Origin of the sequence: Bifidobacterium anseris, from assembly GCF_002860345.1 — a bacterium.
Classification (GTDB): Bacteria; Actinomycetota; Actinomycetes; order Actinomycetales; family Bifidobacteriaceae; genus Bifidobacterium; species Bifidobacterium anseris.
The window spans coordinates 98999-124056 of the sequence record NZ_NMYC01000002.1 but is presented as its reverse complement, the minus strand read 5'-3'; the positions used below and the strand labels follow the sequence as shown (position 1 = coordinate 124056).

Annotated in this window: 19 protein-coding genes and 2 rRNA genes; 15 read left to right on the top strand and 6 right to left on the bottom strand. The window is 62.3% G+C overall.

The annotated features are described in order from the left end of the window. From CGZ88_RS04350 to CGZ88_RS04340, 3 genes are all read left to right on the top strand, one after another. Window positions 1-158: ribosomal RNA gene (locus tag CGZ88_RS04350) — 23S ribosomal RNA — on the top strand; the annotation flags it as partial. Window positions 159-352: 194 nt separating this feature from the next. Next, a 5S ribosomal RNA gene (gene rrf / locus CGZ88_RS04345) occupies window positions 353-469 on the top strand. Window positions 470-717: 248 nt separating this feature from the next. Further along, window positions 718-969, top strand: a complete 252-nt coding sequence (locus tag CGZ88_RS04340) for a hypothetical protein (protein ID WP_101671196.1) — start codon at window positions 718-720, stop codon at window positions 967-969. Between the two features lie 86 nt (window positions 970-1055). Here the strand turns inward: CGZ88_RS04340 and CGZ88_RS04335 are convergent, their stop codons facing one another. Together CGZ88_RS04335 and CGZ88_RS04330 are read right to left on the bottom strand one after the other, a co-directional pair. Beyond that, window positions 1056-1832 (bottom strand): nitroreductase family protein, encoded by a 777-nt coding sequence (locus tag CGZ88_RS04335; RefSeq protein ID WP_026644316.1) that lies wholly within the window; start codon window positions 1830-1832, stop codon window positions 1056-1058. A gap of 115 nt (window positions 1833-1947) precedes the next feature. Continuing rightward, entirely contained in the window at window positions 1948-2385 is a 438-nt protein-coding gene (locus tag CGZ88_RS04330; protein ID WP_081663847.1) for a DUF4235 domain-containing protein, read from the bottom strand. Window positions 2386-2494: 109 nt separating this feature from the next. Between CGZ88_RS04330 and CGZ88_RS04325 the strand changes: the two genes are divergently transcribed. Continuing rightward, window positions 2495-3175 (top strand): histidine phosphatase family protein, encoded by a 681-nt coding sequence (locus CGZ88_RS04325; protein WP_026644318.1) that lies wholly within the window; start codon window positions 2495-2497, stop codon window positions 3173-3175. Between the two features lie 89 nt (window positions 3176-3264). On the opposite strand, the gene CGZ88_RS04320 is transcribed toward CGZ88_RS04325, so the two are convergent. Beyond that, complete coding sequence (locus CGZ88_RS04320; RefSeq protein WP_101671187.1) at window positions 3265-5031, bottom strand: glycoside hydrolase family 13 protein; 1767 nt, start codon at window positions 5029-5031, stop codon at window positions 3265-3267. Window positions 5032-5483: 452 nt separating this feature from the next. On the opposite strand from CGZ88_RS04320, the gene CGZ88_RS04315 reads away from it, so the two are divergent. Next, window positions 5484-6812 carry an ABC transporter substrate-binding protein gene (locus tag CGZ88_RS04315; RefSeq protein WP_026644320.1) on the top strand — a complete coding sequence of 443 codons (1329 nt, stop codon included), beginning with the start codon at window positions 5484-5486 and terminating at the stop codon, window positions 6810-6812. Between the two features lie 424 nt (window positions 6813-7236). Here CGZ88_RS04315 and CGZ88_RS04310 read toward each other — a convergent pair whose 3' ends face one another. Further along, the gene (locus CGZ88_RS04310; RefSeq protein ID WP_101671186.1) at window positions 7237-8253 is read right to left on the bottom strand and encodes a LacI family DNA-binding transcriptional regulator; all 1017 of its coding nucleotides are present in this window, start codon (window positions 8251-8253) and stop codon (window positions 7237-7239) included. A 347-nt stretch (window positions 8254-8600) separates the two neighbouring features. On the opposite strand from CGZ88_RS04310, the gene CGZ88_RS04305 reads away from it, so the two are divergent. The 3 genes from CGZ88_RS04305 to CGZ88_RS04295 all read left to right on the top strand — a co-directional run bounded on the left by CGZ88_RS04305 (window position 8601) and on the right by CGZ88_RS04295 (window position 11304). Next, the gene (locus CGZ88_RS04305; RefSeq protein WP_026644322.1) at window positions 8601-9455 is read left to right on the top strand and encodes a carbohydrate ABC transporter permease; all 855 of its coding nucleotides are present in this window, start codon (window positions 8601-8603) and stop codon (window positions 9453-9455) included. After that, window positions 9452-10291 carry a carbohydrate ABC transporter permease gene (locus CGZ88_RS04300; RefSeq protein ID WP_026644323.1) on the top strand — a complete coding sequence of 280 codons (840 nt, stop codon included), beginning with the start codon at window positions 9452-9454 and terminating at the stop codon, window positions 10289-10291. Before CGZ88_RS04305 ends, CGZ88_RS04300 begins: the two co-directional genes overlap by 4 nt. A gap of 359 nt (window positions 10292-10650) precedes the next feature. Further along, window positions 10651-11304, top strand: coding sequence for a YesL family protein (locus CGZ88_RS04295; protein WP_101671185.1), 654 nt, complete (start codon window positions 10651-10653; stop codon window positions 11302-11304). A gap of 130 nt (window positions 11305-11434) precedes the next feature. Here the strand turns inward: CGZ88_RS04295 and malQ are convergent, their stop codons facing one another. Next, window positions 11435-13627, bottom strand: a complete 2193-nt coding sequence (malQ, locus tag CGZ88_RS04290) for a 4-alpha-glucanotransferase (RefSeq protein WP_101671184.1) — start codon at window positions 13625-13627, stop codon at window positions 11435-11437. Between the two features lie 629 nt (window positions 13628-14256). Beyond that, window positions 14257-15864 (bottom strand): alpha-amylase family glycosyl hydrolase, encoded by a 1608-nt coding sequence (locus tag CGZ88_RS04285; RefSeq protein ID WP_101671183.1) that lies wholly within the window; start codon window positions 15862-15864, stop codon window positions 14257-14259. A 266-nt stretch (window positions 15865-16130) separates the two neighbouring features. On the opposite strand from CGZ88_RS04285, the gene CGZ88_RS04280 reads away from it, so the two are divergent. The 7 genes from CGZ88_RS04280 (at window position 16131) to CGZ88_RS04250 (ending at window position 24801) form a co-directional block, all read left to right on the top strand. Continuing rightward, window positions 16131-17402: an extracellular solute-binding protein gene (locus CGZ88_RS04280; RefSeq protein WP_101671182.1), complete on the top strand. Its 1272-nt coding sequence runs from the start codon at window positions 16131-16133 to the stop codon at window positions 17400-17402. A 268-nt stretch (window positions 17403-17670) separates the two neighbouring features. Then, the gene (locus CGZ88_RS04275) at window positions 17671-19077 is read left to right on the top strand and encodes a carbohydrate ABC transporter permease (RefSeq protein WP_196799976.1); all 1407 of its coding nucleotides are present in this window, start codon (window positions 17671-17673) and stop codon (window positions 19075-19077) included. Continuing rightward, window positions 19074-19970, top strand: a complete 897-nt coding sequence (locus CGZ88_RS04270; protein WP_026644328.1) for a sugar ABC transporter permease — start codon at window positions 19074-19076, stop codon at window positions 19968-19970. Before CGZ88_RS04275 ends, CGZ88_RS04270 begins: the two co-directional genes overlap by 4 nt. A gap of 2 nt (window positions 19971-19972) precedes the next feature. Continuing rightward, window positions 19973-22021 (top strand): type I pullulanase, encoded by a 2049-nt coding sequence (pulA, locus tag CGZ88_RS04265; protein ID WP_101671181.1) that lies wholly within the window; start codon window positions 19973-19975, stop codon window positions 22019-22021. Window positions 22022-22049: 28 nt separating this feature from the next. Beyond that, window positions 22050-22871: an HAD family hydrolase gene (locus CGZ88_RS04260; RefSeq protein WP_101671180.1), complete on the top strand. Its 822-nt coding sequence runs from the start codon at window positions 22050-22052 to the stop codon at window positions 22869-22871. A 33-nt stretch (window positions 22872-22904) separates the two neighbouring features. Continuing rightward, window positions 22905-23669: a TraX family protein gene (locus CGZ88_RS04255; protein WP_101671179.1), complete on the top strand. Its 765-nt coding sequence runs from the start codon at window positions 22905-22907 to the stop codon at window positions 23667-23669. 91 nt (window positions 23670-23760) lie between these two features. After that, complete coding sequence (locus CGZ88_RS04250; RefSeq protein WP_101671178.1) at window positions 23761-24801, top strand: LacI family DNA-binding transcriptional regulator; 1041 nt, start codon at window positions 23761-23763, stop codon at window positions 24799-24801. Window positions 24802-25058: the final 257 nt, after the last annotated feature.

Below are 25058 nucleotides of genomic sequence, written 5' to 3'. Positions count from 1 at the left end.
AAAGCATCTAAGCGGGAAGCCCGCTCCAAGATAAGGATTCCTTGCACCCCTTCGAGGGTGCGGCAGACCCCACATGAGACCATGTGGTCGATAGACCGGACGTGGAAGCCCCGCAAGGGGTGGAGCCGACCGGCACTAACGGTCGAAGACGACCCCCACCGGACACGTCGCGCGCACACGCACGCACCGGAACAACCGATACAGGGAGTCACACGATACAAGCATCAACACGAAACCGCAACGAACACCCGTTCCTTCCATACGAACACCTGCGCCCGCGTCCACCATCCGGTCCCCGAACCACCCACCAACCCCCACCCGGGGGTCGACCATGAATAACACAATACAGTCTTGCGGCGGTCACAGCCCAGGGGAGACGCCCGGTCCCATTCCGAACCCGGAAGCTAAGACCTGGCACGGCGATGGTACTGCACCCGACAGGGTGTGGGAGAGTAGCACGCCGCCGCACCCACACTTCACACGAAAGCCCACCACACGGTGGGCTTTCCCATATCCGGCGACTTCCACAGCCCACCCACACGGCGGGCCTCGTCATATGCAGCACCATGGCAGGACCGTACGATCAACGCTGCAGACGCCGTCGTCATCGACACCACCACCGTCATCGACACCATCACGAAGCCATCTGCATACGCCCTCCGATTTGGTGCTCCGTTCGCGATTCCCGGTCAGGGAGGCGCATCTATGATGTGCACTATGCACTACTTCACGCCGAAACGTTGCGAGACGACGAGCAAGATCATGTACCATGATCGGCAAACCGCCTGGCAGGCCGCAGAACAGAGCCGCATCGAACGCGGCGTGGAGTTATGGGTGTATCGCTGCCAGTACTGTGGACAGTGGCATCTGACCCACCGGGATCCCGCATTGAACGAAGCCGTAGGCCATTTCAAACGCTCGCAGAAGCGCTACTCACGAAAGAAGGGGTACAAGCCGCGCTATCGGTGACGCGACCCGTACCCCCTGTCGACGCTGTACTCTTGCCGTCGTTGCCGTGCACATCGTCGTACACGGCGCCTAGGCAACGCGGGGCATCAGCGATCCAGCTCGAAGCCCTGCTGCACCGCATGCTCGAGACCGCGGCCGAGCACTTCGCCGGCGACGGCCTTCTGTGCGATCTGCGCGTCATAGGTCGGCACCGGCCTATTCGGGTCGCGCAAATCGTAGTACTGATGCACTTCCTCGTTAAATTCCGCGATCGTGCGCATGATGAACGTCGGATCGTCGTTGTAGCGGTCGTCGAAGAACTGCAGTGTGCCGCTCATGCGCGGCTTGAGGGCCGGTTCCTGCGCCGGCTTGCCAATCGCGAGTCCCAGCACCGGATAGGTGTACTTCGGCAGATGGAACAGCTCGATGAGACGCGGAATATCGTTGAGAATCGACCCGAGGATCACGCAGCCGAGGCCGAGCGACTCCGCTGCCGTTTCCATCGCATGCAGCGCGAGCACGGCGTCGTTCTGCGCCTGCGTGAAGCGGTAGCTGTTCTTGAGCGTGAACGCGTCGGAATCGACGGCGTCGCCCTGCTCGCGGGCGATGACCATGTTGCGGTATTCGTCGAGCACGAACACATAGAGCGCGGGCGCCTGCGCGATGTACGGCTGCTTCGCGATAGCGGCGAGATCATCCTTGAGGCGCTGATCGACGACGCGGATCGCCGACCAATCATTGAGATACTGACTCGAGGCCGCGTGTTGCGCGGCGGATTCGATCGTCGCCGTCATTTCGGGGTTCAGCGGTTCGGGACGGAACGCGCGGATCGAACGACGGTTGAGCAGGACATCGACGGTGTCATTATGCAATAGTTCAGTCATACCGCCATTATCGCAGACTGTCGCCGCCGTGCGCGTCAGGCGGCCCGACGGCGCAACGGCGGCCGACACGAGCGCGGATGATGCCCAAAGGGTGCCAATAGCGTGAAGCGCGCGCTCAGCGGCGCTTCGTCTGCATGCGCGCGATGATCTTCTGGACGCCCTTCGTCGAGACTTCGGACAGCAACGTGCCGAACGCCGCCGACGCGGCCGCGAACAGCATGCTCATGATGAGCCCCTGCTGGCGGTCCTGCTCATCGTCATCGGGGCTCGGATGCACCTTGTTGATGACGAGATTCCACACCGAGCTGAACACCTTGCCGCCGACGAGGCCGACGACGGCCGGGAATGCCATGCGGAACACTTTGTCGCCGAGCGTATCGGGGTCGGAGGTGCGGGCTTCGCGCATGGCCGTGACCTTGTTGTTCACCCTGTTGAGCTCGGCGACCGTCTTGTCCGTCATCGCGTCGAGATCGGAACGTTCGCCGGCGATGGCGTCCGTCGCGGCGGTGAGCTTGGCGTCCGCGGACGCCGATTCGTGCTGATGCTTGTTCATACTGCACCAGTGTATGCCATCGTCGATCCGTGGCGCGGGCCGCCTGCGTACATCGTCGCCGCGTCTTCTTCATGCGGCACGATAGAGTGGGCATATGCAGAATTCAACGATGAATGATCACGCGAAGCGATACGGCACGCTCGTGCTGCTTCGCCACGGGCAAACACGCTGGAGCGAATCTGGGCAGTACACCGGACGCACGAACATCCCCCTCACCGACGTCGGCGTGCAGCAGGCGCGTGACGCCGGCGCACGCCTGCGTGCATTGTTCCCGAACGGCTTCGCCGACGGCGACGTCTACTGTTCCGATCTGCGGCGTGCAATGACGACGGCGCAGGAAGCGGGATTCGCATCGCCGACCCTCACCGCCGACCTCGAGGAGTGGGATTACGGCCGCGCCGAGGGACGCACGCGTGAGGAGCTCTTCGCCGCGCTCGGCGAGGAATGGGACGTCTGGGGGCAGGGGCCGACGGCGCTCGCCGACCATCTTGCTGGCGAACGCGTCGAGATCTTCCCCGACGGCCAGCAGATCACGATCATCAACGGGCCTGGAGAAAGCATCGAAGAGGCGGCAGCACGCGCACGCCGCGTCATCGACCGGGCAATACCGGCGCTCGAGGCGGGACGCGACGTGCTGTGCGTCGCGCACGCGCATATCCTGCGCATCCTGACGACGCAATGGCTCGGCATGGAACCGCGCTTCGGGCGTCATCTCAAACTCGACACCGCGCACATCTGCGCATTGTCCGTCTACAAAGGCGACCACGTCATCTGGAAGTGGAATGTCTGAATCGGGCGACTGATCATCGAAAAACGCATGGGGCGGGCGGCGACATGTGTCATGTCGCCGCCCGCCCCATGCGTTGATATAAATCACGCTCAGATGCGCATCCACACGGCTGCGTCGACTGGCAGTGAATAGCCGTCGAAGGCGGTCGAACGCAGCACGATGTCGCCATGCGGCAGCTCGACCGGCGTCGGGCCGAAGTTGACGATGCAGGCGAAACGGTCGCCGTCCCCGTCGGCGACCGGGCGCGCGTACGCGATCACGTCGGCATCGCCGGAATCGAGCACGTCATCGCCGAGCCACGCGAAGGACAGGTCGCCGGTCGGCGTCAGATGATCCTGACGCCAATGCAGCGCGCGGCGGTAGAGATTGAGCATCGAGCCGTCGTCGGCGTCCTCGACGTCGGCCGCATAGTCGGCATACCACAACGGCTGCGGCAGATGCGGGTCGGCGGCCGCCGAACCATCGGCCGGCGCCGACGAGAAGCCGAAGGAGGCGCCAGTGCCGAACTGCAGATCCCAGTCGGCCGGACGCGGACGGTCGGTGGCAACCCATGGCAGCGGCACGCGGCAGCCGTCGCGGCCCTTCTGTGCGTCGCCATGGTCGGTGTTGAACGCGACCGGATCCTCAAGATGGTCCCACGGAATCGTCGCGACCTCCGGCAGCCCCAGCTCCTCGCCCTCGTACACATAGACGGAACCGGGCAGACCGAGCTCCATCAGGATCGCCGCACGCGCCCTGCGCGCGCCGAGTTCGCGATCCTCGGGGTAGGTGGTGCCGGAACGCAGCAGCCAATCGTTCGCAAGGATGTGGTAGCCGTTCGTGCGTACCTGCGGCAGACCGTAGCGGCTCGCATGGCGGCAGACGTCATGATTGCTCATGACCCACGTCGTCGTCGATTTCGCCTCGTCGGCACTCGCGAGACCCTCGACGATCGCCGTGCGGAACTCGTCGGCGAACCAGTCGGCTTTCGCGAACTCGAAATTGAAGACCTGGCCGAGCTCGTCCTTCGACGCATACAGATGCTGATGCTCCGGCACGACCCATGCTTCGCCGACGGCGAAGCGCGGCGGATCGTATTCGTTGAAGACGGCGTTCCACTCACGGTAGATGTCATGCACTTCGGGACGGTCCCACAGCGGGTGGCTGCCGTCATGCGACTGGTCGGAGCCGACCGCCCACTGCTCGAGTTCCTTGAGTGGACGCGAATCGAGATCCTTCGCAAGGCCATGTGCCACGTCGATGCGGAAGCCGTCGACGCCACGGTCGGACCAGAAACGCAGCGTGCGCTTGAAATCGTCGTGCACGTCCTGATTCTTCCAGTTGAGATCCGGCTGCTCCTTCGTGAACAGATGGAGATACCATTCGCCGTCACCGACGGGCTCCCACGCCGGGCCGCCGAACAGCGACTGCCAGTTGTTCGGCGGCAGCTCGCCGTGCTCGCCGTCGCCGTGGCGGAAGATGTAGCGGTCGCGTTCCACAGAGCCGGGCGTGGCGGCCAGCGCGGCCTCGAACCACGGATGCCGATTCGACGTGTGGTTCGGCACGATGTCGACGATCATCTTGAGGCCGGCCGCGTGGGCGGCGTCGAGCATCGCGTCGAAATCGTCGAGCGTGCCCAGGCGCGGATCGACGTCACGGTAGTCGATGACGTCGTAGCCGCCGTCGGCGAGCTCGGAAGGGTAGAACGGGGAGAGCCAGACGGCGTCCACGCCGAGTTCCTTGAGGTAGCCCATCTGCGCGGTGATGCCGGCGATGTCGCCGAGGCCGTCGCCGTTCGCGTCGCGGAAGCTGCGCGGATAGACCTGATAGACGACGGCCTGCTTCCACCAGTCGTCATGGGTGTTGTTGAGGGTCATGACGTTCCTTTCCCGACGGCATGCCTTGCCATGGATGTGTGCGCGGCGTGCGCGACGATGTTGTCCGGGCATGCGTTGCTGCGCGCAATTATATTCCCTGGTAAAGGAATACGCGCGCGGCATGACGGCGGTCGGTGTCGCAAGACATGGCGTTCCGGGCCGTGCTTCGGGGGCGCCGCACAGACCGATGCGGACAGCGCGGGCTGGATGGGCGTGTCGTTAGCAAACGCTTTCATCGGCGGTGAAACACCGTGAAACAGTGGAAAGGCGGTATTTTTGCGGCGCGGGTTCTGAGGAAATTGACGGGGACGTCGCCATTCGGCGTGCCTACGTTTGCACTTTTTGCATTTATGGTGCACAATGGTCGATGAAAGAAGTTGTCGAGGAAAGAGACTTCTTAACGTGCACCGCGAAGGTGCAGCGCCGACAGGCGTACAGAGAAAGGTTCGAAGATGAATCGTACGATGAAGACAACTGTGGGATTGCTCGCTGCGGCCGCTATGGTCGTGCCGCTCGCCGCATGCGGCGGCGGAAGCTCCAGCTCCTCCGGTGATGGTAAGGGCAGCGTCTACTTCCTGAACTTCAAGCCGGAAGCCGCGGATCAGTGGACCGCGCTCGCCGCGAAGTATGAGAAGGAGAAGGGCGTCAAGGTCAAGGTTCAGACCGCGGCCTCCGGCACCTACGAGCAGCAGCTCAAGTCTGAGCTCGCCAAGAGCGAAGCCCCGACGATCTTCCAGGTCAACGGCCCGGTGGGCTACCAGAGCTGGAAGGGCTACACCGCGGATCTCAAGGACACCGCGATTTACAAGGACATGAACGACCAGAGCCTCGCGCTCACCGACGGCGACAAGATCGTCGGCGTGCCGTACGTCATCGAGTCCTACGGCCTCATCTACAACAAGGACATCGTTAAGAAGTACACCGAGCTCAAGGACGCCGTCATCAAGTCCGCCGATGAGATCAAGGACTTTGACACGCTGAAGAAGGTCGCCGACGACATGCAGAAGCGCAAGAAGGACCTCGGCATTGAGGGCGCCTTCACGTCGGCCGGCTTCGATTCCAGCTCCGACTGGCGCTTCAAGACGCATCTGGCGAACATCCCGCTGTACTACCAGTTCAAGAAGGACGACATCACCGCTCCGCCGGCGTCCATCAAGGACATGTACATGGATAACTTCAAGAACATCTTCGACCTGTACATCACTGATTCCACGACTGAGAAGACGCAGCTGAGCTCGAAGACCGGCGACGACGCGAACTCCGAGTTCGCGCTCGGCAAGGCCGCCTTCTACCAGAACGGCACCTGGGCGTGGAGCGATCTGCAGAAGGCCGGCATGAAGGACTCCTCCGTCGGCATGCTTCCGATCTACATCGGTGTCGACGACAAGACCGAAGGCCTCGCGACCGGCTCCGAGAACTACTGGTGCATCAACTCGAAGGCTTCCGAGGCCGACCAGAAGGCCTCGCAGGAGTTCCTTGAGTGGGTCATCACCTCCGATGAGGGCAAGAAGGCGATGAGCGAAGACATGGGCTTCACCACGCCGTTCTCGACCTTCAACGACGTCAAGACCTCGAACCCGCTGATCGCCGACGCGAACGCCAGCATCCAGAACAAGGATCTGACGCAGGTTGCTTGGGACTTCTCGATGATGCCGTCCGAGGAATACAAGAACGTCCTCGGCCAGGCGATGCTCGCCTACGCGCAGGGTACCGGCGACTGGAACGCCGTCGTCGATGCCTTCGTCAACAACTGGGCGACCGAGTATCAGGCGACGCACTGAGTCTCAGAAGACCGCTGATGGGGCGGCTCGGCCGCCCCATCGCGATAACTGAACAGATCGAGGAATCGATCACGATAACTGAACAGCCTCGCATGGTCGCATCTCTCTGACATGCGGATGCCTTCCCTAAACATCCGCATGGCGACCGCGCGACGTGCCGACGGTCGTCGGTGATAACTGAAGATCGATAATTGAATACCGCTTTTCTTTTCTTCCTCTGGATCCTTCCAAGCAACGTGGGACGCCGCAGCTGCGACGCCCCACGTTTTGCGTATGTGTGGCGATTCTGCGACGGATACGCACGTCGCTGACGGGCGAGCCGGCGACAACGACGAAAGGCCGCGAGGACGTCATATCGACGTCCTCGCGGCCTTTCGTCGTTGTTGAACGGAATCGTCGAATGAACGATCGAACGGGTGGATGCTCAGGCTCGCGGCGTGGCCGGACCGGTTGACGATCGGACGACGAGGCGCGCCGGCTCGGTGACGTACAGCTGCTCCGGCGTCTTGCCGTCGATGAGCGCGAGCGTCATCTCGGCGGCCTTGCGCGCCATGTGCACCGGATCCTGCGCGATCGTCGTCAGGCCGATGTCGCTCGCATAGGTGCTGTTGTCGTAACCGATGACGGAAAGCTGGCCGGGCACCGAGAAGCCGCCTCGCATCAGCTGGAAGATGAGCGGAATCGCGATGCCATCCTCCTGACAGGCGATGGCCGTCGGCATATGCTCGAGGCTGAGCAGCTGCGTGACGACCTCGGCGATGCGGTTCGCCGATTCCTCGGCGACGATGACGTGCGGCGAAATGCCGGCATGGCTGCAGCATTCGATGAACGAATCGAAACGCTGCTGCACGCTGAAGTGCAACGAGACGTCACGGTTGGAGCGCACATAGGCGATATCGCGGTGGCCGAGCGCGATGAGGTGACGCGCGGCGAGGATCGAGCCCTGCTCATCGTCGATGTTCACCGACGCCGAGAAGCCGCGTTCCTGCGGCAGCACCGAGTTGATGCCGATGATCGGCACATGGATTGAATTGAGCTGCGCGATCTCCTGGCTGTCGATGTCGAAGGAGACGACGATGACGGCGTCCGCGTTGCGGCGCACCGGCAGCATCTCGAAGAACTCCTTGCGTTCCTCGATGCTCGAGATCTGGAAAATCGACAGGTCGTAGCCTTCGGCGTGCAGCACCTGGTTGAGGCCTTCGATGACCGACGCGCTGAACCACAGCCGCAGATGGTCGCTCACGAGCAGCGCGATGCGCAGCGCGCGGCCGGTCTTCAGCGCGACGGCAGAACGCGAAGTCGAGAAATTGAGTTCCTCGGCGATACGCAGCACTTTTTCGCGGGTGGCTTTCGAGACCAGCTCCGGGCGCGTGAAGGAACGCGACACCGTGGAGATCGATACGTTGGCGGCGCGCGCGACGTCCTGAATGCTCGTGCTCATCTGGGCTCCTTCGACGTTGAAGAGCAGTTCGGTGGCGGTAACTACGGTGCAAACGTTTGTGCAAGGTAGATTCCACAAACGTTTGCAGTATATCATGCCTGCTGAAAAACGGCTAACTTCCGGCGATTTACAATTGAAAAGCCACCGGCGCATAAGACAAGCATCAGCGTGTGAGACACGCAAAAATGTAAACGTTTGACAGTGCTTCGCATCGCTGTTACAGTGGGCACTGTCATCCGCACGGCCGGAGGCGAGGACGTGCCGGCGCTGCCGGAGCGGCCGAAGGCAAGGGATAGAGCGCATACGCAGGAGTATGCACAGGAAAGAACGAGGAAAGTAGGCATACTATGATCAGTATGGCCGGTAAGGCGATACGCCGCTGGTGGGCGTTATTTGTACTTCCGACATTCGCCGCATTCATTATCGGTTTCGTGGTGCCGTTCATCTACGGCATCTATCTGAGCTTCTGTGAGTTCACGACGGTCACCGATGCGCAGTTCGTCGGCTTCAAGAACTATGCGAAGGCGCTGCAGGACAAGACCTTCCTGCATTCGCTGCTGTTCTCCACACTGCTCACGATCGTCACGACGATTGTCATCAACGTCGTCGCCTTCGCGATCGCGTACATGCTGACGAAGTCGATCCGCGGCGCCAACCTGTTCCGTTCGGTCTTCTTCATGCCGAACCTCATCGGCGGCATCATCCTCGGCTACATCTGGATGCTGCTGCTCAACGGCGTGCTCGCGCATTGGTCGAAATCGTTGACTTTCGATCAGAAATACGGCTTCTGGGGCCTCGTCATCCTCGTGTGCTGGCAGCAGATCGGCTACATGATGATCATCTACATCGCCGGCATGCAGTCGCTGCCGACCGACGTGCTCGAAGCGGCATCAGTGGACGGCGCGAACGGCCGCCAGACGATGTTCAAGATCATCATCCCGCTGATGATGCCGTCGATTACCGTCTGCTCGTTCCTGACCGTCACCAACGGCTTCAAGCTCTTCGACCAGAACCTCGCGCTGACGAACGGCGCTCCGAGCCGCATGTCGGAAGGTCTGGCGCTCAACATCACGAACACGTTCTACGGACGTGTCGGCTTCGAAGGCGTCGGCCAGGCCAAGGCCGTGCTCTTCTTCATCCTCGTGGCGGTCGTCTCGCTGCTGCAGAACAAGCTCACCACGTCCAAGGAGGTCGAGGCATGAACGGCGAAAAGGCTAAGCACAGTGGTCTGTGGACCCTGTTCTTCTCGATGATCTCGATTGCGTGGGTCTTCCCGATCTTCTTGGTCATCATCAATTCCTTCAAGCAGAAGGCGTACATCAGCGACAACGCGTTCTCGTTCCCGGCGGGCGATACCTTCGCCGGATGGGACAACTACGTGCGTGGCATCGAACAGACGAACTTCTTCGCGAGCTTCGGCTGGACGGTCCTCGTGACCGTCGGCTCAGTGCTGCTGATCCTGCTGTGCACGTCGATGTGCGCGTGGTGGATCGTCCGCGTCAACAACTGGGTGGCGAAGACGCTATACATCCTGTTCCTGTTCAACATGATCGTGCCGTTCCAGATGCTGATGTTCACGCTGTCGTGGCTCGCCGACCGCCTCGGCCTGAACACGCCGTGGGGCCTGTGCATCATCTATCTCGGCTTCGGTGCCGGTCTCGCCGTGTTCATCTTCACCGGCGTCGTCAAGGGCATTCCGCAGTCGCTTGAGGAATCGGCGATGATCGACGGCGCTTCGGTGCCGCGCATCTTCTTCCAGGTCGTCGTGCCGATCATGAAGCCGTCGATCATCTCGGTGGCGATCCTCGAGGCGATGTGGGTGTGGAACGACTACCTGCTGCCGTACCTGACGCTCGACCTGAACAAGTACAAGACGATCTCCGTGTCGATCCAGTACCTCAAGGGCGGCTATGGCTCGGTGGACATGGGTGCGATGATGGCGTGCCTCGTGCTCGCGATCATCCCGATCATCCTCTTCTACATCCTGTGCCAGAAGTACATCGTTAAGGGTGTTATGGCTGGCGCCGTCAAGGGCTGACGTCAAGTCAGCCCTTGGGAAACAGCGCGGTGCGCTGTTTTCAGGCGTCAGCCCGAGCGGCTGTGCCGTGAGGGCAACGTTGGGTCCGGCCGTAGGCCGGTCGTTACGTGCAGGGCCGGAGGAGGCGCCGTCAAGGGCTGACGTCAAGGGCTGATCTTTCCGTCATCAATTAACAAGGAAGGCCGGGTGCCGCGGTTCCCCATGGGGACGCCGCGACGCCCGGCCTTTGCCATCCGCCGCGATGCTCGCGAGATCCACAATGTTCGACGACGCCGGCGAAATCAACTATCCGCGTGAGCTCGACTACACTTATGCTCGGCTACGCGCGGACGGAGCACTCGAGACAGGCAGGAGCGTACATGGGCTGGCTTTCCCCGGATTCGAAATTCATGCAGGCGTGGAACAACTTCACCGACGCAATCATCATCAATCTGCTGATGCTCGTCACGAGCATTCCGATCGTGACGATTGGCGCCGCATTGTCCGCGGGACAGACGGCGTCACGCAAGATGCTCATCGGGCAGGGGCACGTCGTGAAGAACTATTTCGCTGCGTTCAAGGAGAACCTCGCGCGCGCGACGATCCTGTGGATCGTCTATCTGCTCTTCGGCGCCGCGCTCGCGTACAGCTGGATCGTGCTGCAGATTACGCCGCTGCTCATTCCGAAGATCGCGTTGACGATTCTGTGGGTCATCGGTTTCGAATGGGTGTTCGCGCTGCAGGCGCGCTTCGAGAACCCGCCGACGCGCACGATGGCGAACGCCTACGTCTTCGGCGTCACCTATTTCCCGGCGACGCTTGCGCTCCTCGCGATCGACGCCGTCTACTTCGGCCTGTTCATCTATCTGTGGTTCAAGCTGCCGCAGATGCTGTTCCTCCTCGCTGTGCTCGGCTACGGCTCGCTGCTGTCATTGCATGTGCCGATTCAGGAGTATGTGCTGCGCAAATACACTGGACAGTCGTTCTCGACGCATGTGCCGGAGGACACGTGGAGCGTCAAGAAGCACCAGTGAACGGTAGTTCGTGGCGTGGGCAGTAGACGCGTGCAATGGCACAACGTGCGCAATGTGTGCAAAGCAATGAAGGGCCTCCCGTAATCGGGAGGCCCTTCATGTCTGAACCGTCAGAGAGAGGTCGAAAAAACTAACGGTTCATGATTTTGGACAGCGACATCACGCGCGGCGAGTCGAAGACCTTGCCCGTCGGAACGACGTGGCCTTCGGCATCAGCGAGCGGGATGCGCCAGTTGGGATACTCGGTCGACGTGCCCGGCTGGTTCTGCGTGCGCATCTCGCCGATGCCGTCGACGAGCGCGGCCTGCAGCAGCAGCGCCGGCGAATCCTTGAGCATCGCGTGCATCGCCTCGACGATCTGCTGGAGATGGCCCGGGACGTCGTCGGCGGCTTCCTGCGGCAGCCAGCCGCCCGAAACGAGCAGCTTGAGCATCGCCCGCTGCTCGGCTTCGGCGGCCTTCATGAACTCCTCGACCGGTTCGCTGAGCAGATGCAGCTGTTCGCGCAGCTTGACGTGCTCGTACATCAGATAGCCGGCGGTCGGCGGTAGATCATGCGTCGTGACCGAGGCGAGCGAATATTCACGGTAGGTGTCCGGCATCGCGTACGGGTCGCCGGCGTTCGGCGAGTTGTCGACGCGCGCGAACCATTCGACGGTTGTGCCGAGGACGCCGTGCTCGGCGAGGATGCGCGAGACGTAATCGGGGACGGTGCCGAGATCCTCGCCGATGACCATGCCGTCGACGCGCGACGCTTCGATCGTCAGGATCGCGAGCATCGCCTCGTAGTTGTAACGCACATAGGCGCCGCCGCGCGGGCCCTTGCCCTGCGGGATCCACCACAGGCGGAACATGCCGAGGACATGGTCGATGCGGATCGCGCCGGCGTGCGCGAACATGTTGTGCACCATGTCGCGGTAGACGTTGTAGCCGTCCGCCTCCATGAAGTTCGGGTCGAAAGGCGGCTGGCCCCAGTCCTGGCCCTGCTGGTTGTAGAAGTCCGGCGGGCAGCCGACCGTCACGGTGCCGACGGCGAAACGTTCGGGGCTCCACCACACGTCCGAGCCGTAGGTGTGCACGCCGACGGCCATGTCCTGCATCAGTCCGAGCGCCATGCCGGCGTCCTTCGCCGCGCGTTGCGCCGCCTCGACCTGCTCCGCCGCAATCCACTGCAGCCAGCACGCGAAGTCGTAGAGGTCGCCGTAGTCGTTCTCGAGCTGCGCGATCTGCGGGCTGTGACGGTCGTATTTCGCGAACCAGTCGTTCTCGGCGTCCCACGGCGCGCCCCACACCTGGAACGCGACCGACCACAGCGCGAAGGCGCGCAGATCCTCGCCGGCGTGCTGACGGAACTCATCGAAGGCGGCCTGACGCTCGGTCGAACGCTCCTGTTCGAAGACGATGTGCAGCGCCTCGCGCTTCGCATCCCACGCCGCGTTGATGTCGATAGGCGAGGGATCGGTGTTCGCGGCCGCGACGCGCGCGTGCAGCGTCTCGACCTTGTCGAAGTCCTCGCCTTCGAGGTGCTTGTATTCGGGGATGTCCTGCGGACGGATGTAGGTGACGTTGAGGAAGCGGCGCGACTCGGGCAGGTACGGCGACGGCTCGAGCGGCGTGACCGGCGCCGTCGCGTGGATCGGGTTGATGAGCATGAAATCGGCGTGCGACTTCTTGGCCGCGTCGGTGACGAGCTCCTTGAGATCGCCGTAGTCGCCGATACCCCACGATTCGGCCGAACGCACCGAGTACATCTGCGTCATCCAACCCCAGCGATGGCGGTCCTGTACGGCCTGCGGCACCGGGATGCGCGCCGGCGCGCAGATCACGTGGGCCGTCGCGCGGCGCTCGCCGTCCTCGACGGTGAGCGTGTGGTAGCCGACCGGCAGCGCATCGATCAGCGTCAGTTCGTAGACGGTCACGTCGGTGTCCGGCGCCGCTTCGGTCTCCTTGCGCGCGATAGCGAAGAAGTCACCGTCGGCGTGCACACCCTCCTCGAGCATCAACGTGACGGTCGGCTCGCCGTGCAGCGTACGCAGCTCGACCGGCGTGTCGGTGCCGATGAACTTGACGACGGTCGGCGGCACGAGTCGCTTGGCGTCCTCGCTCAGGCGCAGCTTGAGCGCTTCGTTGACTCGTTCTTCGGTCGATGCGTCGACGCCGAGCGCCTTGAGCACGGTGACAAGGACGTCGTCTTCGATTTCGACGTAGGTACCAAGCTGGTCGATGTATGACGTGGAGATGCCCCACATGTTCGCCAACCGGATGAGTGGACGTGCGAGGCGTTCAGCGCTTTCCTTGGGCTGCTGTGCGGACTGCTGCGGCATCGTTGCTCCTTAATTCTCTTCGTGGGCGCGCGGGCGGCGCTGCATGCGCCGGCCCCGTGTTCCCTTGTGCTTTCCTCGATTGCTGATGGTGGTTGCGGAACGTCATGCTTCGTTGGTGACGAACCATCGCCTGATGTCAAGTATAGCGCATGTTGAAAGCGTTTGCAAACACGGCGGTTTTGGCTGAATCAAGCCAAAAACGGCCAATGTGAGCGGAGTGAAGCAGCAGCGGTTTTGCGCCGCATACGCCTACGTTTGCAAACTGGAGGGTGGGGTTCCGGGCGGCCGGCGTGGCCGACGGAACGGGATTGGGCTAGATGGAGCGGGGACAAAGCGGGGTGAACCGCCGTCGATGTCGACGGTTCACCCCGCTACGAGCCCCATTTGCGTTCCACTTCGTCGAACCCGTCGACAGTTCGACCCGCTGGGAGGGCTGGTTGCGGGTCGAATCATTGAGTGGAGCGATGGATCGGGACGGAGCGGTCTGGTTCGTCGCCGGCGTCGAGGGGTCGGTCCGCTAGAGGGGCTGGTTGTGGGGCGGGCCGTCGAAGTGGGTGACGACTCGACCCGCAACCAGCCCCTCTAGCGGTCTGCAGAGGGGCTGGGGGACCTCTGGGACGGCTGACCGGCTACTGGAGGACGGCGAAGGACTGGGCTGGGAGCGTCAGCGTCGTGTAGTCGAGCGTCGGGGAGCCGTAGGACAGCGTCACGGTGCGCGCCTCGCTGCCTTCGCCGGCCGGCAGCTCGATCGTTTCGCTCTCGTGTCCCGGGTTGACGGCGACGACGGCGCTGATGCCATCCTTCGTGCGCTTGAAGACGAAGGAACGGCGCTCGTCGGACGAGAACAGCACGTCGAAATCGGCGTCGGCGCGGAAGGCCGGCGAATCGGCGCGCAGCGCGAGTGTGTCGTGGACAGCCGTCCACAGCGAGTCGTCGGCGTCGATCTGGTCGGCGACCGTCGGCGCGCCCTCGGATTCGTCGATCGGCAGGTAGAGTGCGTCGGCGCTCGCGCCGGAGAAGCCGTCGTTGGCCGAACGGTCCCACTGCATCGGCGTGCGACTGCCGGTGCGCGTGTAGCCGCCCTCCTTCGTCGGAAGATCGCGGTAGCGCATGCCAATCTCGTCACCGTAATAGATGAACGGGGTGCCCGGCATCAGCAGCATCGTCGCATAGGCGAGACGGATCTCCTGCGGGCTCAGTCGTGGCGCGACGCGCGCCGTGTCGTGGTTGCAGGTGATCAGGTCGAAGTAGCCGCCGCGCTTGCGTGCCTGCTTGAGTCGCGGCTCATATTCGTCGAGGAAGGCGCGGATGCCGACGCCACTGTCCGCGTTGAAGTAGCTCTTGTCGCCGTCGTGCAGCATCGGCGTATCGGTGTTGCGCAGCAGCATGTTGTAGCCGTTCGGCGCGCCGTCCCAACGCCAGTCGAGATAGAAGTCCATGTCGAAGCCGGCTTCGATTGCCTCATCCGGACGTCCCCATTCGGAGACGAAGGCCGCGTCCGGGAACTCCTCGCGGATCTGCTTGAACATGTACTGCCACGTCGCGATCGTGGCCGGCTTGCCGTCGTCGTCGCGCTTGACGAGGCTGTCGGCCATGTCGACGCGGAAGCCGTCGGCGCCGCGCGACAGCCAGAAGCGCATGACGTCGAGCGTCGCGCCGCAGGTGTCGAGCGCCGTGTCGCCGAGCGCCGGCTGCTGCCAGGACTTCGTCGGATGCGCGAAACCGTAGTTGAGCGCCGGCTGGAACGCGAAGAAGTTTGTGATCGCGGCGCCGTTGCGCGGGTAGACGCCGCCGATGAACGGCAGGCCGTCGCCGCCGGTGATCCACGAGTCGGTCCAGATATAGCGGTCAGTGTAAAAGCTTTGCCGTTCTTCGCTGCTGGCAATAAACCAAGGATGTTCGTCGCTCGTGTGCCCCGGCACCAGATCAAGCAGGACGTGCATGCCGCGGGCGTGCGCCGCGGCGAACAGATTGACGAGGTCGTCGTTGGTGCCGTAGCGCTCGGCGACCTTCGTGTAATCGCTTACATCGTATCCAGCATCGCGGAACGGCGAGTCGAAGCAGGGGTTGATCCACAAGGCGTTGCAGCCCAGCGTCCGGATGTAGTCGAGGCGCTCGGTGATGCCGGGGATGTCGCCGATGCCGTCGTTGTTGGAATCGTTGAAACTCTGCGGATACACCTCGTAGAAGACGGCCTGTTGCAGCCATGAAACAGGTGTGTTCATTGAGTTGGTCATATCGCTCCTTGCTTGTGGGGTAACGCTTACGGCGTTTCTGTGAAAACGACACTCACGATGCGGACAGTTTTGACAACGTTTGCAGATGTGGTATACAGTATAGACCACTGAAGCGTTACGCAGCGCTCCGCTGAAAACATAAGGTGGAGGCAGCTACGACGTGAGGGCCGGGCGGAGTCGATCCGTGAGGCTCGCGCGTGCGTGATGTTGAGGAAAACTGATGCAACTGCATTGATTTTGCATTGATTGATGGAAAGGAAAGGTCAATGATGATCAATTGGAAGAAGGCAATCGGTCTGACCGCGGCTGTTGCGATGCTCGTCCCGATGGCGGCTTGCGGCGGCAACGATTCGAACGCGAACGGCAACGCCAGCGCTTCGAACTCGAACGAGAAGCAGACCGCGACGCTCACCGTGTGGGCGCCGTCGGAGGACGCCGACTGGATGAAGGCCATGCAGGAGGCGTTCGAGAAGGCCCACACCAACTATGACATCACTTGGAAGAACGCGACCGTCTCCGAGGGCGACGCCGCCAAGACCGTGCAGACGGATCCGTCCGCCGCGGCCGACGTCTACATGTTCGCGAATGATCAGCTCGGCACGCTCATCAAGCTCAACGCCATCGGCGAAGTGAGCGATGAGGTCGCCAAGCAGGTCCAGGACCAGAACTCCGAGACGATGGTCCAGTCGGTCACCGGCGCCGACGGCAAGATCTACGGCGTTCCGTACACCTCGAACACGTACTTCATGTACTACAACAAGGACAAGTTCTCGGCCGATGACGTCAAGAACCTGAACACGATGCTCGAGAAGGGCAAGGTCTCCTACCCGCTGACGAACTCCTGGTACATCCCGGCGTTCTACCTCGGCGCCGGCATGCAGATGTTCGGCGACAACGGTCAGGACGGCGCTGCGGGCATCGACTTCGGTTCCAACGCCGATGCCGTGACCAAGTACCTCGTCGATATGGTCGCTAACCCGAACTTCGTCCTCGATGACGGCACCAACGGCGTCTCGAACCTCGTCGACGGCACGACCGACGCGATGTTCTCCGGCTCCTGGTCGGCAGCCGACGTCAAGAAGGGCCTCGGCGACAAGTACGGCGCCGTCGCGATGCCGTCCTTCACCGCTGATGGCAAGGACTATCAGATGAAGTCCTTCGCTGGCTCGAAGGCCGTCGCGTTCAACCCGAACACGAAGGCTCCGCAGGTCGCTTCTGAGTTCGCCGCCTATCTCGGCTCCGCCGACGCTCAGAAGAAGCACTGGGAGATGCGCGAGATCGTTCCGTCCGACAAGTCGCTGACCGACCTCGAAGGAATGAAGGACGCTCCGTACGTCCAGGCCCAGGTCGACACGATTGACAAGACCTCCGTGCTGCAGCCGACGATCGCCGCGATGAACGGCTGGTGGACCCCGGCAGAGAACTTCGGCAAGGCCATCTACAACAAGGACGTCACTGCTGACAACTACAAGGAGCAGACGCAGACCTGGATGGACACCGAGAACAAGGAAGTCAAGGCTCAGGCGACTGAGGAGTGATTTCGTGGGGCCACAACGCCCCGTCCCGCTGGCGCTGGCCGGCGGATATCGGTAGATAATCGAAAACAGTGTGCGGAAGGCCTCGGATCCTGAGCTTTCCGCACACCTCATGTTCAGGGTCAACCAGGCGGCGTCGCCTGAGGGTGCGTGGGGTCATTCTCGGACCATGCGCGCACCCGTTCCACGATCCATCGCGAGGTAGCGCGGTCGTGGGGACGGTCGCACGCCCCACACATCACACTTTTCAAAGAGAGGCGGTAGAGGGTTCATGAGTACGGTAACCCTTTCACAACGAGAACTGCGGCGCCGCCGGAAACTGGGCGCGGACTATGTGGCACCATCGCCATACACGCTGAAGAACGCCTTGGAGAAGGGCGACGTCTTCACCAAGCTGTCCATCCTGATTTTCGGCCTCGGCAACGTGGTGCGCAAGCAATACGTCAAGGGTCTCATTTATTTCGCCGGTGAGGTCCTGTTTATCGTTTACATGATCATGACCGGCGGCACGTGCGTCAAGAACCTGATCACGCTCGGCGGCAACAAGCCCAGCAGCGGCTGGGTCAACGGCCAGTATGTGAACATCCCGGGCGACAACACGGTCCTGCGCCTGCTCTACGGCGTGGCCACCGTCGTCTTCTGCGTCGTCTTCGTGCTGTGGTGGATCCTTGAGATCCGCTCCGCGTACAAGGCGCAGTGCCTGGCCGGCAAGAACGGCCACGCACCGTCCCTGATGGACGACATCCACACGCTCCTCGACGCCAAGGCGAACCAGCTGCTGCTGTTCCTGCCGATCGCCGGCATCCTGATCTTCACGGTTCTGCCGCTGATCTTCATGATCTCGATGGCGTTCACGAGCTATGACCACAACCATCTGACGCTGTTCAACTGGGTCGGACTTGAGAACTTCAAGACGGTGTTCTCGAACTCCGGCAGCAGCGCGGTCTCGGGCAGCATGTTCCTGTCCGTCCTCGGCTGGACGCTGATCTGGGCGTTCTTCGCGACGTTCCTGAACTTCTTCTTCGGCCTGTTCCTCGCGATGATCATCAACCGCAAGACGACCTACGGCAAGAACGTCTGGCGCGCGATCTTCTCGATGTCGATCGCCGTCCCGCAGTTCGTTTCGCTGCTCGTTATGCATCAGATGCTGCAGCCGACCGGCGCGGTCAACCGCCTGCTGCAGAACTGGGGTTGGATCAACGGCCCGCTGCCGTTCTTCACCGACGCCACATGGGCGCGTGTGACGGTCATCATCGTCAACCTGTGGATCGGCATTCCGTACACGATCATGCAGGTGACCGGCATCCTCCAGAACATCCCTGCCGACCTCTACGAGGCCGCGAAGATCGACGGCGCAAACTGGTGGCAGACCTTCACGAAGATCACGATGCCGTACATCATCTTCGTGCTCACGCCGTACCTGATCACGACGTTCACCGGCAACGTCAACAACTTCAACGTCATCTACCTGCTTACGCGTGGCGACCCGGCCGTCAACGGCGCATCCGCCGGCAAGACCGACCTGCTCATCACCTGGCTGTACAAGCTCACGGTGGATCGCAACGATTACAACCTCGGCGCGGTCATCGGCATCATGACGTTCATCGTCCTTGCCGCGGTCTCGCTGATCACCTACCGCAACAGCGGTTCCTATAAGAATGAGGAGGGCTTCCGGTGAGTAAGCATACTGAAGTCAAAGCACAGAGCCAAGGATTCCTGCACGATCAGAGGAAGCGCCGCATTGCGGCCGATGTGGGCACCTACATCCTCCTCGGCGTGCTCTCGGTCATCTGGCTCGTGCCGATCGTCTGGATCTTCCTCGAGAGCTTCAACAAGAACACCGCTCCGTACCAGAACACGTTCTTCCCAACCGAGTATTCGTTCGACAGCTACATCGGCCTGTTCACCGACCGCAGGGTCCTAGACTTCCCACGCATGTTCATGAACACGTTCATCATCTCGATCTTCACGTGCCTCATCTCCGTGTGGTTCGTGCTCTCGGTCGCATACTGCATGAGCCGCATGCGCTTCCGCGGACGCCGCTCGTTCATGAACCTCGTGCTGATCCTCGGCATGTTCCCGTCCATCATGTCCGTCGTCGCGATCTACTTCATCCTCAAGGCGATGGGTCTGACGAGCGATGGCATGACGATCCTCGCGCTCATCCTCGTCTACTCGGCGGGCACCGGCGCCGGCTTCTACGTCATGAAAGGCTTCATGGACACGATCCCGACCTCGCTCGACGAGGCCGCGATGCTCGACGGCTGCACGCGTTGGCAGGTCTTCGTCAAGATCATCATCCCGATGTCGAAGCCGATGATCGTCTATCAGGCCATCGTGGGCTTCCTGATTCCGTGGCTCGACTTCGTCATGGCGAAGGTCATCGCTCGCACGCAGGAGAACTACACGGCCTCGCTGGGTCTGTGGCTCATGCTTGAGAAGGAGTACATCAACACTTGGTTCGGTCGTTTCGCGGCGGCCGCTGTGATCATCTCCGTCCCGATTGCGATCCTGTTCATCGTGATGCAGCGCTTCTATCAGGAATCCATGTCGGGCGCAGTGAAAGGCTGATCATGATTCAGGCATTCGAGCCCCTTTCCGAAGGGTTGGAGCCGGGTGTCGCAGAACCGTTCCCGCTTTGCCTGGAACGCGCACTGGGTGCCGAGGTTTGCGAATCCGGCACCCAGTTCGCTCTCTGGGCACCATCGGCGCGTACTGTGACGCTGCGTTTGTTCACCTGCGGTTCCTCCGAGCAGTCTGATGACATGCTCATCGAAACCGTGACGATGACGAAGCAGTCCGATGGCGCATGGACCGCGAACTTCCCGCGGAACCTCGATGGCGTCTACTACGACTATCTGCTCGAATTCGACGACGGCGTCACGCGCCGTTCGGCCGACCCCTGGGCGCGTGCGGCTGGTGTCAACGGCCGGCGCAGCATGGTCATCGACCTTGCGCGCACCGATCCCGAGGGATGGAATGAAGACGAGCGGCCGAGCACGCCGACCTCGGAGACGATGGTCTGGGAGGCGCACGTTGGCAGCTTCAGCAACAACCCGCACAGCGGTGTTCCCAAGGAGCACCGGGGCAAGTATCTCGCGTTCACCGACGACGACACGACGCTCGACGGCGACGGCGAACACCCGACCTGCGTGAGCTATCTGCGCGACCTTGGCGTGACCGCCGTGCAGCTGCTGCCGTTCTACGACTACGGTTCCGTCGACGAGCGCGACGCGTCCCAGTTCAATTGGGGATACGATCCGCTCAACTACAACGTGCCGGAAGGATCGTTCTCGACCGACCCCTACGACGGCGCGAACCGCATCACCGAATGCAAGCGGATGATCCAGTCGCTGCACGCCAACGGCATCAAGGTCATCATGGACGTCGTCTACAACCACATGTACTCGGCCGACAACTGGTTCGAGCGCACGGTGCCGGGATACTACCTGCGCCGCAACGGCGACGGCACGTTGGCGAACGGCTCTGGATGCGGCGACGACATGCAGACCGAACGCGCGATGTTCCGCAGATTCATCGTCGAATCGGTCACGTACTGGGCACGCGAATACCATCTCGACGGCTTCCGCTTCGATCTGATGGGCCTCATTGACGTGCAGACGATGAACACGGTGCGCGCATCGCTCGACCGTCTGCCCGGAGGTGAATCGATCCTGATGTACGGCGAACCATGGGCGGCCGGCCCGACGAATACGCTGCCGGGCACTGAACTCGCCGACAAGGAGGGTCTGCGCTTCCTCAATACGCGCATCGGCCACTTCTGCGACCGCACGCGCGACGCGATCAAGGGCCACGTCTTCTACATGGAGCGCAAAGGCTACGTGAACGGCGACGCTAAGGCGAACAAGCCGCTCATCGAGCTGGGCGTGGACGCGTGGCGTGCGCCGGAGACGAACGAAGGCGAAGCTGGGCAGATCATCCAGTACGTGAGCGCCCACGACGACCTCACGCTGTGGGACAAGCTGACGATGAGCATGTTCGAAGGCGACGCACGAATCGACGCGATCTTCGACGCCGAGCCATGCGCGCCCACGACGGCCGTGCTCGAGGCGAACAAACTCGCCGCGGGCATCATCTACACGGCCGCCGGCATCCCGTTCATGCTCGCCGGCGAGGAGTTCGGCAAGACGAAGCACGGCAACGACAATTCCTTCGACTCCGGCAAGGAAGTCAACGAAGTGGATTGGCGGCGCGCCTGGGGCATGAGCGAACTGCGCGACTACTACCGTCGCCTCATCGCGCTGCGCCGTGCAAACCCCGACTGGTTCAACGCCGAGCACATCGCCGTCGACGCGCCGGGCAACGCCGTCGCCTACCGGATGCACGACACGGCCGTGACGATCAATCCGGATCACGACGACCACACGCTCGCAGCCGAGAAACTCACGCACGCCTACGCCGACGACGCCCACGACGAACTGCCGATGGTCGCCGGCACGGACGACGAAGCGTCGCAGCCACGGTGGGTCTGCGTGCTCGATTCGACGACGCGGGATGGCATGCCCGATCCGCGCCACAGCGAGTCGACCGACGGCCGCATGCCGATGCCGGCGCGCTCGCTGCGCGTCTGGCGACTCGAAACGGGTGGCGACACGCGCTGAACGACGCTGGAAAGGAAACGGAACATCGATGACAACGGCACTTAAGTATCAGGCAGTGTTCTTCGACCTGTACGGCACGCTCGTCGACATCCACACGGATGAGCAGGCCGAGGGGCCGTGGACGGCGCTGCGGTGCGCACTATACCGCGAAGGCGCCGAATTCACGACGAACAAGCAGCTGCGTGCACAGTTCGTCCGCGAACGTGCGCGGGCGAACGCGATGCGCGACCAGCGCGAATGGTTCGAACCGGATCTGCTGCCTGCATACCGCGGCCTGCTCGACGCATGCTGGATCGACGCCACGCCCGAGCAGGCACGTGCCGCCGCGTGGACCTTCCGCCGCGCGAGCACGACGAAGCTGCGGCTGTTCTCCGGCGCGACCGAACTGCTCGACCGGCTGCACGACGAAGGCCGCACCGTCATCCTCGTCAGCAACGCGCAGGCGTGCTACACGAGGCCGGAGCTCGCGTTGCTCGGACTCGACGAGATGTTCGACGACATCATCATCTCGAGCGACGAAGGCGTGCGCAAACCGTCGTTCGAGATCTTCCGCCGCGCGCTCATGCGTGCGGGCGTCGAGCCGGAACGTGCGCTCATGGTCGGCAACGACGAGAACAGTGATATTTTCGGTGCCGTCGCATGTGGTATCGACGCCGCCTATCTGCACACCGACGACAACACCGGCGGCGCCACCGTGCCGCAGGCGGCCATCTCGCTTAAGGGGGCCGACTACGACGGGCTGCTCGCCTTCATCCACGGCGCCGACGAGACGTGGGCCGCGTCGCACGCGCAGGACGCGGCGACCTCGCCCAGCGTCGGAACGGACGACGGCGGACAGGTGAAGGACTGAGCGTCGCACAGGCGACGGAACGGACGAAACACTATGGTGGACGAATACACACGGTATCTGGACGAAAAGAAACGCAAGCATCGGGGGCTGTCGAGGTTCAAGCTCAAGGTCATCGGTGACGTGCTGCTGTTCCTTTCGGCGGCGAGTGTCACGGTGATGCCGATGCTGCTCGGGGCGCCCACGGCTGAGAACATGGCATCCCTCACCGCGTCGGTGCTGTGCGAAGCCGTCTCCTGGGTCGCGATACCGATCTACGCATGGCTGCTGTACACCGGCTTCGACCATACGCACAGCTGGTTGCGTTACGGCGTGCAGCTGCTCGTGCTCGCGCTCGTCAGCGAGGTGCCCTACGACATGGTCACCTTCGGCACTTTCTTCGATATGCGTTCGCAGAACCCGGTGTTCGGCCTCGTCATCGCGCTGATCGTGCTCGTGCTGCTCGAAGTGCTGCAGGACTACGGCAAAGGATTGCGCATCACACTCAGCGTCGTCGTCGTCCTCGTCGGGCTGCTGTGGGACTGGCTGTTCAAAGTCGGCCAATCGCAGGTGACTCTCAACATCGGCATGGTCACGCTCGGCATGGCGCTCATCTTCTACTATCTGCACGCGCGTGAGAACACGATGATGTTCACGGCGGCGCTGCTCGGCGCCATGTGCTTCATCACGCCGGGCATCGGCGTCGCGTTCCTCCACTATCGCAACGATGAGATCGGTTATCGGCACACATGGACGAAGTGGGCGTTCTATGCGGTCTATCCGCTTATGCTGCTCGTGTGCGGACTGATCGTCGTGCACTGAGCAAGTCAATGGCAGACAGTTCATACTGGGCAGTCAATCTACAGAGAACAACAACGGAAAGTACAGTTCACGTCAAGTAAAGGGGCACATCGTGCAGAAGCAAGGAATCCGCGAAGTCGCGCAGCTTGCGGGAGTGTCTATCTCCACCGTCTCACGTGCGTTCACCAGACCCGAGCTCGTGTCCGAACGCACACGTGAGAAGGTCATGAGCGCCGCTGCGAAACTCGATTTCAACATCTCGCGTTCAGCTACGGCACTCAAGTCCGGACAGACCTTCCGCGTCGCGCTGCTGATGAATCAGGAGATCACCAGCTGGTTCAACGTCGAAGTCTTCGCTGGCGTCAACTCGGTGCTGCACAAAGAGGGATACGATATCTCGCTGTTCCAGCACATCGACGACGCGCGCACGCGCACGCAGTTCTTCCACGACATGCCGGTGCTGCGCAACGTCGACGCCGTGTTCGTCGCATCCTTCGCGATAGAGCCGGAAGAGGTCGAGCAGCTGCGGCGCACGCGCGTGCCGATCATCGGCATCAACACGCCGAACGTCGACACCTTCGACGCAACGATCAGCATCGACGACGAACAGGGCATGTACCGCGCGGCGCAGCACATGATCAACCTCGGGCATCGCCGCATCGTCTACACATGTTCGGCGGCCGAGGAATCGCTCGAATCGTCGATCGACGCGAGGGGACGCGGCTTCATCCGTGCATGCGAGGCCGCGCAGAAGACGCACGACATCGACTGGAAGGTGCTGTCGGTGCCGCGCGGGCACGACTTCGCCGACGCGGCGCTCGCGGCCGTGCTCTCCGAGGAGACGTTCCCGGACGCGATCTGCTGCCAGATGGACATGATGGCGATCCCGCTCGTGCTCAAGCTGCAGCGGCACGGCTACCGCACGCCGCGCGACTATTCGATCATCGGCTTCGACGACTCGTCCTACGCGGATACGATCGATCTGACGACGATGCGGCAGGACCCCTTCGCGATGGGCGCGGCGGCGGCACGCAAGTGCCTGCAGCTGCTTGCCGGCGAGGAATTGCTCGAACCGCATTCGACGATTGAGCCGAAGCTGATCCTGCGCGGCACCGACGCGCGGCTTGATCCGGAGGCGCCGCTCGAACGCTGAGCGGTGAGCTGTTGGCCGTTGCGGGTTGCGGGGAGTGCAGATACGCAGCTTGGCTGAGCTCAGGTGAGAGGGAGCGGAAGATCAGAAGTTCGTAGCGACTACGACAGAAGACTTCGCATCGTCCGATGGTGAGGACCAGGGGCGGAGGGAAGACGGGGCGGCCATGTCGGTGGGCATGGCCGCCCCGTCGTATGTGCGGTGGGGTTGGTTGCAGGCTGGTTGTGTCCCGTTGCGTCTCGTTCTGTTGGTGAACAGTG

What these genes read in the sequence shown, in the direction of transcription:
- CGZ88_RS04275 (WP_196799976.1), top strand. Translation starts at nt 17,671, where the DNA reads ATGAGTACGGTAACCCTTTCACAACGAGAACTGCGGCGCCGCCGGAAA.
- CGZ88_RS04340 (WP_101671196.1), top strand. Translation starts at nt 718, where the DNA reads ATGCACTACTTCACGCCGAAACGTTGCGAGACGACGAGCAAGATCATG.
- CGZ88_RS04260 (WP_101671180.1), top strand. Translation starts at nt 22,050, where the DNA reads ATGACAACGGCACTTAAGTATCAGGCAGTGTTCTTCGACCTGTACGGC.
- CGZ88_RS04255 (WP_101671179.1), top strand. Translation starts at nt 22,905, where the DNA reads ATGGTGGACGAATACACACGGTATCTGGACGAAAAGAAACGCAAGCAT.
- CGZ88_RS04285 (WP_101671183.1), bottom strand. Translation starts at nt 15,864, where the DNA reads ATGACCAACTCAATGAACACACCTGTTTCATGGCTGCAACAGGCCGTC.
- CGZ88_RS04330 (WP_081663847.1), bottom strand. Translation starts at nt 2,385, where the DNA reads ATGAACAAGCATCAGCACGAATCGGCGTCCGCGGACGCCAAGCTCACC.
- CGZ88_RS04325 (WP_026644318.1), top strand. Translation starts at nt 2,495, where the DNA reads ATGAATGATCACGCGAAGCGATACGGCACGCTCGTGCTGCTTCGCCAC.
- CGZ88_RS04320 (WP_101671187.1), bottom strand. Translation starts at nt 5,031, where the DNA reads ATGACCCTCAACAACACCCATGACGACTGGTGGAAGCAGGCCGTCGTC.
- CGZ88_RS04315 (WP_026644320.1), top strand. Translation starts at nt 5,484, where the DNA reads ATGAATCGTACGATGAAGACAACTGTGGGATTGCTCGCTGCGGCCGCT.
- CGZ88_RS04300 (WP_026644323.1), top strand. Translation starts at nt 9,452, where the DNA reads ATGAACGGCGAAAAGGCTAAGCACAGTGGTCTGTGGACCCTGTTCTTC.
- CGZ88_RS04310 (WP_101671186.1), bottom strand. Translation starts at nt 8,253, where the DNA reads ATGAGCACGAGCATTCAGGACGTCGCGCGCGCCGCCAACGTATCGATC.
- CGZ88_RS04335 (WP_026644316.1), bottom strand. Translation starts at nt 1,832, where the DNA reads ATGACTGAACTATTGCATAATGACACCGTCGATGTCCTGCTCAACCGT.
- CGZ88_RS04280 (WP_101671182.1), top strand. Translation starts at nt 16,131, where the DNA reads ATGATGATCAATTGGAAGAAGGCAATCGGTCTGACCGCGGCTGTTGCG.
- pulA (WP_101671181.1), top strand. Translation starts at nt 19,973, where the DNA reads ATGATTCAGGCATTCGAGCCCCTTTCCGAAGGGTTGGAGCCGGGTGTC.
- malQ (WP_101671184.1), bottom strand. Translation starts at nt 13,627, where the DNA reads ATGCCGCAGCAGTCCGCACAGCAGCCCAAGGAAAGCGCTGAACGCCTC.
- CGZ88_RS04305 (WP_026644322.1), top strand. Translation starts at nt 8,601, where the DNA reads ATGATCAGTATGGCCGGTAAGGCGATACGCCGCTGGTGGGCGTTATTT.
- CGZ88_RS04295 (WP_101671185.1), top strand. Translation starts at nt 10,651, where the DNA reads ATGGGCTGGCTTTCCCCGGATTCGAAATTCATGCAGGCGTGGAACAAC.